At 33.0% G+C, this 11,858-nt stretch carries 9 protein-coding genes; 6 read left to right on the top strand and 3 right to left on the bottom strand.

Annotated elements, in window-relative coordinates; all coding sequences use genetic code 11:
* The first annotated feature begins 314 nt into the window (after positions 1-314).
* The 4 genes from AC5LWL_RS15570 to AC5LWL_RS15555 all read left to right on the top strand — a co-directional run bounded on the left by AC5LWL_RS15570 (position 315) and on the right by AC5LWL_RS15555 (position 5,521).
* Positions 315-2,069, top strand: a complete 1,755-nt coding sequence (locus tag AC5LWL_RS15570; RefSeq protein WP_493435163.1) for an ABC transporter ATP-binding protein — start codon at positions 315-317, stop codon at positions 2,067-2,069.
* Positions 2,070-2,119: 50 nt separating this feature from the next.
* Positions 2,120-3,907 carry an ABC transporter ATP-binding protein gene (locus AC5LWL_RS15565; protein ID WP_493436622.1) on the top strand — a complete coding sequence of 596 codons (1,788 nt, stop codon included), beginning with the start codon at positions 2,120-2,122 and terminating at the stop codon, positions 3,905-3,907.
* Between the two features lie 364 nt (positions 3,908-4,271).
* Positions 4,272-4,673: a hypothetical protein gene (locus AC5LWL_RS15560; protein ID WP_493435162.1), complete on the top strand. Its 402-nt coding sequence runs from the start codon at positions 4,272-4,274 to the stop codon at positions 4,671-4,673.
* A gap of 188 nt (positions 4,674-4,861) precedes the next feature.
* Positions 4,862-5,521: a potassium channel family protein gene (locus tag AC5LWL_RS15555; RefSeq protein WP_493435161.1), complete on the top strand. Its 660-nt coding sequence runs from the start codon at positions 4,862-4,864 to the stop codon at positions 5,519-5,521.
* Positions 5,522-5,592: 71 nt separating this feature from the next.
* On the opposite strand, the gene rnjA is transcribed toward AC5LWL_RS15555, so the two are convergent.
* The 3 genes from rnjA to def all read right to left on the bottom strand — a co-directional run bounded on the left by rnjA (position 5,593) and on the right by def (position 9,156).
* Complete coding sequence (gene rnjA / locus AC5LWL_RS15550; protein ID WP_493435160.1) at positions 5,593-7,260, bottom strand: ribonuclease J1; 1,668 nt, start codon at positions 7,258-7,260, stop codon at positions 5,593-5,595.
* The gene (locus AC5LWL_RS15545) at positions 7,260-7,472 is read right to left on the bottom strand and encodes a DNA-dependent RNA polymerase subunit epsilon (RefSeq protein WP_493435159.1); all 213 of its coding nucleotides are present in this window, start codon (positions 7,470-7,472) and stop codon (positions 7,260-7,262) included. The genes rnjA and AC5LWL_RS15545 overlap by 1 nt, the downstream gene beginning before the upstream one ends.
* A gap of 1,129 nt (positions 7,473-8,601) precedes the next feature.
* Positions 8,602-9,156, bottom strand: coding sequence for a peptide deformylase (gene def / locus AC5LWL_RS15540; RefSeq protein ID WP_493435158.1), 555 nt, complete (start codon positions 9,154-9,156; stop codon positions 8,602-8,604).
* Positions 9,157-9,474: 318 nt separating this feature from the next.
* On the opposite strand from def, the gene AC5LWL_RS15535 reads away from it, so the two are divergent.
* The gene (locus tag AC5LWL_RS15535) at positions 9,475-10,149 is read left to right on the top strand and encodes a YkyA family protein (protein WP_493435157.1); all 675 of its coding nucleotides are present in this window, start codon (positions 9,475-9,477) and stop codon (positions 10,147-10,149) included.
* Between the two features lie 591 nt (positions 10,150-10,740).
* Positions 10,741-11,856, top strand: coding sequence for a pyruvate dehydrogenase (acetyl-transferring) E1 component subunit alpha (gene pdhA / locus AC5LWL_RS15530; RefSeq protein ID WP_493435156.1), 1,116 nt, complete (start codon positions 10,741-10,743; stop codon positions 11,854-11,856).
* Positions 11,857-11,858: the final 2 nt, after the last annotated feature.

The following is an 11,858-nucleotide window of genomic DNA, read 5'->3' as shown; positions in this document are numbered from 1 at the left end:
AGACTCCTGCGGGAAATGTGGGAAGGCTAAAGACCCCGCAAGGCATGCCGAGGAGGCTCAAGCTTAGCCCCGCGGAAAGCGAAGCAACCCGTAGTGGAAAGCAACCCCCTCAATAAAAAACAAACCTTCCATTGGTATAAAAAGCAGTTGATTAAAATATTAAAATAATAAATATTTTTAAAAAAATATGTGAATTGGAAAAAACAAGTGGAAAAATACTTCGAAAACCGGTATATTAAGATTGCATCTTTTTTTACTAAATGATTCAAAACAATAGATTTATGTAAATCTGATAAAAGAGGGGGAATGTATGATTGGGAACTTTCAAAAAGTTAAGATATTATTATTTACCATTTAAAAAATATTTTATATGCTCACTTCTTTTTTTAATTATTGTGACAGCTATTACAGTGAGTTATCCGATTATTCTGCAATTAACGATTGATGAAGTAGTAATAGAAGGAAAGTATAAATGGGTTCCATACTTAGCTATTGGTTTTGTTCTAATAATGTCGATTAAAGGAATTGCTACGTACATACAACAATATACTGGAGATTTATTTGGAATAAGTTCGGTTTATCAATTAAGGAATTCATTATATGAGAAGCTTCAATATTTACCTTTTAGCTATTATGATAATGCCAAAACGGGAGATTTAATGTCTAGATTAACAGCAGATGTTGAAGGCTTTCGTTTCTTTTTATCTTATGGGTTTTCAGAGTTCATTCGTTTTATTCTTTTAATAACTGTCAGTTTTTCTGTTATGTGTTATTATTCTGTTTCTTTAACATTTGCAACACTCATTTCGCTTCCTTTTTTAGCTTTTGTAACATTTAAATTTGACAAGGAAGTTCATCCAGCTTTTAGAGGAATTAGGAAATCATTCGGTAAATTAAATACAAAAGTACAAGAAAATATAAGTGGAATCAATACAGTGAAATCGCTTTCGAGAGAGGATTTTGAAGTAAAGAAATTTAATGATTTTAATGGAGATTATAAACAGCAATATTTATTCACTTCTAGTATTTGGTCGAAGTATTTTCCTTTAATGGAGTTCTTGGGAAATTGCAGTGTTGTTTTTTTAATTTCTTACGGAGGATTTCTAGTCATAAATAATAAGCTTCAACTAGGAGAACTTGTCGCTTTTTATAGCCTGTTAGGATATATTATATGGCCAATTATGAATTTAGGATTTGTTGTGAATCAATTTTCGCAGGCAAAAGCTTCTGGGGAGAGACTGCTTGAAATTCTTGAAGAAGATAATATTATTGAAAATCGAAAAGATGTGGTGCATACAAATCGCATAAAGGGAGAAATTGAATTTAGTAATGTCTCTTTAACTTATGCAACGAAAGAGGAAGAGGCACTTTCTCATATTAATTTTGCAGTAGCTTCTGGAAAAATAGTTGGATTGATTGGCGGTACAGGTTCTGGAAAAACAAGCATTACACAATTATTAACAAGGTTTTATGAAGCCTCAGAAGGTGAAGTGAGAGTGGATGGCATAAATGTAGAAAATTATGATCTACATACATTAAGAAGTAATATAGGTATCGTTTCTCAAGAATCTTTTCTATTTTCCTCCACTATAAAAAGTAATATATCCTATGGAAAACCAGATGCTACGATGGAAGAAATCATAGATGCCAGTAAAAGGGCTCAAGCTCATGATTTTATTATGGAATTGCCCGATGGTTATGACACGATGTTAGGTGAAAGAGGAATGGGGCTTTCAGGTGGTCAGAAACAAAGAATTGCGATTGCAAGAGCAATTTGTGTAAATCCTAGCATTTTAATACTTGACGATGCAACAAGTGCTGTCGATATGGAAACAGAGTTTATTATTCAAAACCAGCTGAAAGAAGTAATGGCTAATAAAACAACTTTTATCATTGCTCATCGTATTTCTTCTATTAAACATGCAGATGAAATACTTGTTTTAGAAGATGGCAGAATAGTAGAAAGAGGACTTCATACACAGTTGATTGAACATTTTGGGCCATATCGAAGAATTTATGATATTCAATTTCAGGATAAACAGAAAGTAGCTGAAATTCAAGCGCAATAGGGGGGCTAATTTTGACTGCAATAAATAAAAAAAAACTGCAAGCGAATGTAATGAATCGCTTTAAATATACAACAGATGATGTAATTGAAAAACCATTTAATTGGCAGCAAATGTGGCGTTTATTAAGCTATATGAAACCATATCAAAAAAAGTTATTGCCTTTATCTATTTTAGCTGTGCTCATTACAACGTTTGTTCGGCTAATTATTCCGATTTTAATAGGTGTCTATGTATTGGATGAAGCAATCAAAAATAAAGATAGCACTCAGCTAGTTCATTTAGTGGTAATAATTGCAGCTTTATATTTAGCATCTTATGTGGCGAATTATTTTCGGATCAAGTGGATGAATACATTAGGGCAAAATGTTATATATGATATTCGAAAACATTTATTTACACATGTTCAAAAATTATCGCATCGTTTTTTTGATGAACGTTCAGCAGGGTCTATTCTTGTAAGAATTATGAATGATATTAATTCACTTCAAGAACTGTTTACGAACGGTGTTATTAATATACTAATGGATGTTATATTATTAATCGGGATATTTTGTATATTGTTGACATTAAGCCCAGAATTGTCTTTAGCAGTATTGATTATTATTCCGGTTATGTTTTTTATTTCCACTGCTCTCAGAAGAAAGATTAGAAGATCATGGCAAGTTGTTCGGTTAAAACAATCCAAGTTAAATTCCCATTTAAATGAAAGTATCCAAGGTATTAGGGTTACGCAGTCTTCCACCCAGGAAAAGGAAAATATGATGTTTTTTGACGGACTCAATTTGGAAAGCTTTGAGAGCTGGAGAAATGCGTCAAAACAGAATGCAATGTTTCGTCCACTTGTTGAATTAACAAATGCTGTAGGAACAGCAGTACTGATATGGTATGGCTCCTATTTGCTCAAAACAGATATGAGTATCGGTGTTTTTGTATCGTTTGCTTTTTATTTAGGTATGTTCTGGGAACCAATTTCCCGTCTTGGAACTGTATATAATCAACTGTTAATGGGAATGGCATCATCTGAACGTATTTTTGAATTTTTAGATGAACGTCCAAACGTATCGGAAATGAACAATCCAGTTCATGTAAAGGATCTCACTGGCCATATTCAGTTTTATCATGTTGAGTTCGCATATAATGAAAAGCGAAAAGCGTTAAATGGAATAAATCTTGATATTAAAGCTGGCCAAACAGTAGCCTTAGTTGGACATACTGGCTCTGGGAAAACGACGATCGCTAATTTGATCAGCAGATTTTATGATCCAATTGGTGGAATGATAACAGTGGATGGAGTGGAAATGAAAGCTATGTCTTTGCGGTCTTTACGCAGTCAAATTAGTATTGTTTTACAAGATACCTTTATTTTTTCTGGAACAATTATGGAGAATATTCGGTTTGGAAACCCTGATGCCAGCGATCAAGAAGTGATGGATGCAGCAAAAGCAATCGGTGCACATAGTTTTATTGACAAACTCCCAAATAAATATGATACGGAAGTAGAAGAAAGAGGGAATATTTTATCAGTTGGACAACGACAATTATTGTCTTTTTCAAGAGCATTGCTGGCAAATCCAAGGATACTGATTTTGGATGAAGCGACAGCGAGTATTGATACAGAAACAGAAGTAAAGATACAAAAAGCATTGAAAACATTATTAAATGGCAGAACAGCAATAATGATCGCTCATCGTCTTTCTACAATTAGAGATGCTGATAAAATCATTGTATTGGATCATGGGAATTTGGTGGAAGAAGGGTCGCATGTTGAATTAATGCATAAAAAAGGTATTTATTATCATTTAGTGGAAGCTCAATATAAAATGTTAAAAGCAATATAGTAGTATGTCGAATATAGGCAGTTGGTTAAAATAGACTACCCTGAAACAATGCGCTCTCGATAAGCCCGCAGTCAGAATACACTTCGCTTTCCTGCGGGGTCTCGTCTTTCTCGCATTCCCACGGGAGTCTACTTGTATTCTGGCAGCTGTCTGCTAAAAAGATTGGAATCTGTTTCTTTTTTCGTGTACCATAAATTTGGTTTTCTTGTATTTTTTCTTACTGACCTTTTTACACATTGAACAAGAGGAATGGTCATTTTTTGGAAAAAATCAAGCAATCTCTTTTTGAGTGGTTGGAGCAAATTTTCAAAGTATGATAAGCTTGAATTATCGTTATTTGCAAGATTTTTTTAGGAGTGGTTTGTTGAAGAAATTGATTATATTGTTTATATCGCTCATGATACTAGCGAGCTGTTCGCAAAGTAGTGGCAAGAATAATAATGAGCTTGGAAAATCAATTATGTCTGCTATGGACAAAAATGATGCAAAAGAAATGGATTTAACTGATGTGACGGACTTTTCTTGGGATAAAGCATATATTTTTAATCCATATACATCACAAAAAAGTATAAATGAACAGTTAGGTGTGAAATTCAAAGATCCTAGTGGCATCGATTCACGAGATGATATTTATTTAATTGTTTTTCTTAAGCAGAATAAAGTGATACATTATGCAGAAATCGAGCGTAAATATGGTGATTTGTCTAGTGATAAAGAAAATGGAATTACGCCTTCAGATGCAACTGTCAAAATTACAAAACAATAAAAATTGGTTATGTACAATACGAAAGAACTTCTGATGAGAAAGTTGTTATTCTGAACAAAAAGGATGAGTATTCTTAGAAGAGATTAAGAAGTTATTATCCACGTCTGCCTTTTATAAATTAGCGAGGATGAGTGAATTTTACTTAATCATAGCAATTACTATGAGAAGTTATATGGAGGATTTAAGTATTGAAAAAAGAATTTGCAGTAATCGGATTAGGAAGGTTTGGCGGCAGTATTTGTCGAGAATTAGTAGAGCTTGGAATGGAAGTAATGGTAATTGATAGAAATGAAGAGCGAATAAATGAATTTGCAAATATTGTTTCTCATGCAGTTGTTGGGAATTCAGTTGATGAGAATGTTTTAAAAAGCTTAGGTATTCGTAATTTTGAGCATGTTATCGTCGCAATAGGCGATGATATTCAGGCAAGCATTCTTACTACTCTTATTTTAAAAGAATTGGGTGTAAACAATATTACGGTTAAAGCACAAAATGATTATCATGAGAAGGTTTTAAAAAAAATAGGTGCAGATTCCATCGTGCATCCAGAGCGAGATATGGGAAAAAGGATAGCGCACAATATTGTATCTAATAATGTTCTTGATTATTTAGAGTTATCAGATGAACATAGTATTGTCGAAATAAAAGCAAGCAGCAGGTTAGATGGTTTTACGATGATCGATTTGGATATTCGTGCTCGGTATGGCATTACGATTGTTGCTATTAAACGGGATAAAGAGATTATTGTGTCCCCAATGGCAACGGAACCGATAAAAGAAAATGATGTTTTAATCGTAATCGGTGCAGATTCTGATATTAATCGTTTTGAGAAAAAAGTGATGTCTTGATTGATTTAATTTAGCTTAAAGTGAAATAAAAAAGCACGCAATTTGCGTGCTTTTTTTATACCAGTAACAGATTAAACTTCCATTATAATCGGAAGGATCATAGGTCTGCGTTTTGTTTTTTCATAAAGGAAAGGAGATAGGGTTTCGATAATCTCATTTTTTATTTCAGACCATTGTGTTGTTTTGCGTTCCATAACTTTATTTAAATGTTTGTTAATTAAACTTTGCGCATCATTTATTAAATCACCTGATTCGCGCATATAAACAAATCCTCTAGAAATAAGGTCTGGACCGGCGCTGATTTTAAAGTCTTTCATATTGATGCTTACAACAACAACAACCAATCCTTCTTCTGAAAGAATACGACGATCTCTTAAAACGATATTGCCAATATCTCCAATTCCACTTCCATCTATATAAACGGAACCTGATGGGATTTTACCAGCAACTTGTGCTGTATCATTTGAAAGAGCAAGAACTTCTCCATTATCCATAATAAAGCAGTCTTCTTCTTTAACTCCACAATCAATTGCAAGCTGAGAGTGCATCTTTTGCATTCTAAACTCACCGTGAATTGGCATGAAAAATTTAGGCTTCATTAATCGAAGCATTAATTTTTGTTCCTGCTGTCCACCATGTCCTGACGTATGGATATTATTTAATGGTCCATGAATTACGTTTGCTCCAGCACGATATAACATATTAATTGTTCTGTTTACGCTAATTGTATTTCCAGGAATAGGGGAAGAAGAGAATATAACCGTATCTCCAGGGATAATCTGAATTTGACGATGTGTTCCATTCGCTATCCTAGACATAGCTGCCATAGGTTCTCCTTGGCTTCCTGTACAAAGGATTGTTACTTTATTAGCAGGTAAACGGTTAATTTGCTGCGGTTCAATAAAAGTTTCTTTAGGAGCTTGGATAAATCCTAACTCTAACCCTATATTAATAGCAGCTTCCATACTTCTTCCGAATACAGCGACTTTTCTTCCAAATTCGACTGCTGCATCGGTTACTTGTTGAAGCCTATAAATATTAGATGCAAATGTTGCAAAGATTAATCTGCCATCTGCTTTTCTAAAAATATCTTGAATGCTGTCTCCAACAAGTCTTTCTGACATTGTAAAGTTTGGAACTTCACTGTTGGTGCTATCAGAGAGAAGACAAAGCACTCCGTCTTTTCCAATCTCAGCCATTTTCGTTAAATTTGCTGGTTCTCCAACTGGAGTAAAATCAAATTTAAAATCGCCAGTATGAACGATTTGTCCTGGAGGAGTTTTAACTACAACACCGTAAGAATCTGGGATGCTATGTGTAGTACGGAAAAAAGATACTGATGTTTTGCGGAATTTAATAATATCTTCTTCTTGTATTTCATGTAGAGTTGTTTGTCTTAATAGACCATGTTCTTCTAATTTATTTCTTATTAATGCAAGAGCAAGTTTCCCGCCATAAATCGGAATATTTACTTGTTTTAGAAGATATGGAATACCACCAATATGGTCTTCGTGACCATGAGTGATAAATAAGCCTTTAATTTTATCTACGTTCTTCACAAGAAAACTGTAGTCTGGAATAACGTAGTCAATTCCTAAAAGCTCGTCCTCTGGGAATTTGATTCCCGCATCAATTAGAATAATCTCATCCTGAAACTGAACGCCATAGGTGTTCTTACCGATTTCCCCTAGTCCGCCTAGAGCAAATACAGCTGTTTGATCATTTTTTACAAATTTCATTATTCAATCTCCAATACTGTAAAGTCTTCATTTAATTGTTCATATTCTAAGAATGCACCGTCTACACGAGTAATAAACTCAATATTATATGGTTTGTTTTCCAATTTTGTTCTAACGTCTCTTTCTGAAACACCTTCAACATAAATTGTTTTTGTTTTTTCTCTTACTGGTACCTCCATTTTGGAAACTTGGTAGTATACTTTAAAAATCATAATAAATCGCTCCTTAATAGTATTATCTAATTATATTATATAAAAAGTTAACATGTTTTTCATGTTTTTTCTTTTAATAGCAAATCCAGGTATAAAATATATCGAATATAAGAAGTAAGAAGGGTGGAAAAACAATAATTTTATCTTTCTACACCGTTAGTTAGTATTAAGATAGACAAATTGTCGTCCATTCATAACTAACAGGATTGTTGGTTAAGCAATACCTGTTTACATGACGAAGTGTTAATTCTAGTTTCTAAGGTATCTTATAGTCAGTAAAAAAGGATGCATATTGTTTTTTAACCTTCAAATGCATTAATTAAATATATATTATGTATATTACAATAGTAAACAAATTGAGATTCCATACGTTATCTGGAATGAAAACAGTCTTTTATAAAAAACAAAAGGCCGGCCCCTAAGCCACAAAATTTGTAATAATAATGGATTTACTCACTATTATTATCATGGTGGCATGTGGGGCCTGACCTTAATAGAAATTTTCCGTAACGTTTAGGCAATTGTTTTTTTTCTTAATAAGTCTTTCCACTGTTTTAAGAGCTTCTTTCTTAGCTTCTTCAACATAGTGGATCATCTCCTTACCCTATATTTTAAACCATTCTTGTCCAATGTAAAGTGTTCTACTTAAATAATCGCATATTTTGTCCAAAAATAGTTTATTCAAAATAACAAAATGAGAATTTTTCTTTAAAGTAAAGGATAAAAATGATGAGAATAATGAATGAATAAATGCTCAAATAAGATCTATATAGTAATTTATAATATTATTATATGGAAAAATAGAAAAAATTATCATGGGAAAATTTAGAAAGAGGAAAATAGGTAGATGATTTATTAGTGAAAAATGAATAATCAAGAATGAGCCATATACTCGAATAAATATATGGCCACACCATCGATAAACACATACTTTTCTAGTTTTTACTTTATTCAGATGTTTATTACAGGTGATTGCTAAGTCTTTTTGGGTGTTTGTTTGCAAACATTATTCCTTATAAATAGGGGTTGTTTTCTGTGGGGCGTGCGATGAGCCTCCTTAGGTCTTTTTATCTAACCAATCCCACAGGAGTCTCGCATGTCCACTTCAATCAAACCGAAAAAATAAAAATTACCTTTCGATAGCAATTGCATCTTCTATTGGATTTAATGGGAATTGTTCATTAATATGATCATAAAACATAACACCATTTAAATGGTCAATTTCATGTTGAAAAACAATTGCAGGCAATCCCTTAAGACGCAGCTTTACTTCTTTATCATCAAGGTCAGTCCCTTTAATGGCTATTCTTGCATATCGAGGAACAAAGCCTGGGATAGACTCATCAACAGATAAGCAGCCCTCACCAGATGTTAAAAAGGCTTTTTCTACAGAATGACTAACAATCTTCGGATTAAAAAGTGCATAGCTATATAGTTTTCCTGTTTCATCTTTGATATGAACTGCTATCATTCTTTTGCAAACATTAATTTGTGGAGCAGCTAGTCCTACTCCTCCTCTTAAGCCATATTTTTCAGCGGTTTCAGGGTCTTGACTATTAATAAGAAATTCCATCATGCTCCTAAGTGTGCTTTTATCTTCTTCACTTGCTGGGAGATTTACTTCTTCTGCCACTTTTCGCAATGTGGGGTGTCCGTCACGAATAATATCATTCATCGTTAACAAACTAATCACTTCCTTTACACATACATTCATACATTTTTAGTCTAACAGACAAAAGCTGAAAAGTTAATTGGAAAAGTATTATTTCGTATAGAAAATGGCAGTTTTAAAGGTGAATTAATTTGTTTGTCTTGCTCATTAAGAAAAGACAGGGACAGAATATGTACAATAATTAATTAAATTAGTAATATAAATGAGGACAAGCTAGTAAATTGAAATAGATGCACTTTTAAAAGGTTAAACATTTATAAAAGAAAAAATCCATTTGTAAAAAAAACAAAGAATATATATAGTGAAATAGAGAGTGAGGAGGAAAAAAGTTTGAAGAAGGCAAAAGGAATACCATTTATTATGATAGTAGGGTTGACATTACTCTTGTCAGGGTGTCTTAATTTTCAAACCCCTAGTGAAAAAATATATGTTAAGTTAGAGAAAGTGGTTAAAGCAGAAAAAGAATTCGAGGAACAACAAGAACCATTAGTAACTTTAGAAAAAAAGGAACAAGACTTATATTCTCAAATTGTAGCACTTGATTTAGACAAAATGGACGAAATAAAAAAACTTTCTGATCAGGCGCTTGCTTCTATAACTAAAAGAAAAGATTTTATGGATAAAGAGGAAGAAAGCATAAAAAAATCAAAAGAAACATTTGAAACAGTAAGAAAAGATATAGAAGATTTGGAAGACAAAAAATTAAAAGCAAAAGCAGACGAACTTTATGAAACGATGATGGATCGTTATGATGTTCATGAGAAACTTTATGGGAATTATTCCAAAGGGCTTCAACAAGATGAACAATTATACAAATTGTTTAAAGAAAAAGATTTAAGTATAGATGATTTAGAATCACAAATAAAAAAAATTAATGATATATATGCAAAGGTCCTTGAAGAGAACAAACAATTTAATTCTTTAACGAAGGAATACAATGATTTAAAGCTTGCTTTTTATAAACAAGCGGGAATAGAAATAAAAGTAGATGAGCAAAATAAATAATTGAAGAATAAAAAGGTATTCACTTAACTAACAAGAAATAGGGCATGTCCGAAACATCCCTGTTTTTATTGATTAGTATGGGTGAGCTTTTTTTTTGTAAAAAAAGATGAAAATGAGTAAAATTAGCTGTGAAAATCCTTTTACAACAGCTTTCGACATAATTTGAGAGAAAATTTAAAAAAGGTTATTATTATAGCACAGTTGTTAATAGTTTTATCTGTATAGTACAGAATCGATTAGGATAATAGTACAGATAGAAAAAAAGAGAAAATAAAAAAAGTTATTTAACCGGAAAAACATAGTACATAAAGATTGACGGATAATATTTAAGTATATTAAACTTATAAATGTATTAAAAAGTTGTATTAATAATTTATATTAATTTATTGATACAGAATTTATGAAAACCGAATTAATGATAAGACGTTTTTTCTTGCAACTTTTGTGGAAAACTAAAAAGTATAGTTTTTTATATTGATTAAAGTATTTTAGAGGAGAGTCGAGAAAGCGTTCTCTATTACTTAGTTAGTATAACATAAATAATCTTAATGAAGGATGCAATTAGTCTTTTAAAAGGAAAGGGTGGCTTAAATGGCTTCTAAAACACAGAAGGCACAGTTAGATGTGAAATCACAGCTTGAACAAGTGGAAAATCAATTCCAAACACTTCAGATTTTAAATGAAGAGGGCGAAGTTGTTAATGAATCTGCAATGCCGGATTTAAGTGATGAGCAATTACAAGAGCTTATGACTCGTATGGTATACACTCGCATTCTTGATCAACGTTCTATCTCTTTAAACAGACAAGGACGCTTAGGGTTTTATGCACCAACAGCTGGTCAAGAAGCCTCTCAATTGGCTTCCCAATTTGCTTTAGAAAAAGAAGATTTTATTCTGCCAGGATATCGTGATGTTCCTCAGTTAATCTGGCACGGACTTCCATTACATCAAGCATTCTTGTTCTCTCGTGGACATTTCTTAGGAAATAAAATGCCTGAAGGTGTAAACGTAATTTCCCCTCAGATTATCATTGGTGCACAGTATGTTCAAACTGCTGGTGTAGCTTTAGGGATGAAAAAACGCGGGGCACAAGCAGTAGCCATTACTTATACAGGTGACGGCGGGGCTTCACAAGGTGATTTCTATGAAGGAATTAACTTTGCTGGTGCTTTTAAAGCTCCTGCAATCTTTGTGGTTCAAAACAACCGTTTTGCTATTTCAACACCTGTTGAAAAACAATCTGCTGCTAAAACGATCGCACAAAAAGCAGTTGCTGCAGGTATCCCTGGAATTCAAGTAGATGGTATGGATGCATTAGCAGTATATGTTGCTACAAAAGAAGCACGTGAAAGAGCTGTTAATGGCGAAGGACCAACTTTAATTGAAACATTAACGTACCGTTATGGTCCACATACAATGGCTGGAGATGACCCAACTCGCTACCGTACAGCAGATTTAGACAGCGAATGGGAAAAGAAAGATCCATTAGTACGCTTTCGCAAGTTCCTTGAAAACAAAGGCATCTGGAGTGAAGAAAAAGAAAATGCAGTAATCGAACGTGCTAAAGACGAAATTAAAGAAGCAATCAAACTTGCTGATGGCGCACCAAAACAAAAAGTTACAGATTTAATGAATATAATGTATGAAGAGCTACCAGCTAACTTAAAAGAACAATATGAAATTTATGCAGCAAAGGAGTCGAAGTAAGC

This window comes from Niallia sp. WK069_GA_01 (assembly GCF_983173855.1).
This window is presented reverse-complemented; position numbering and strand designations above follow the sequence as displayed.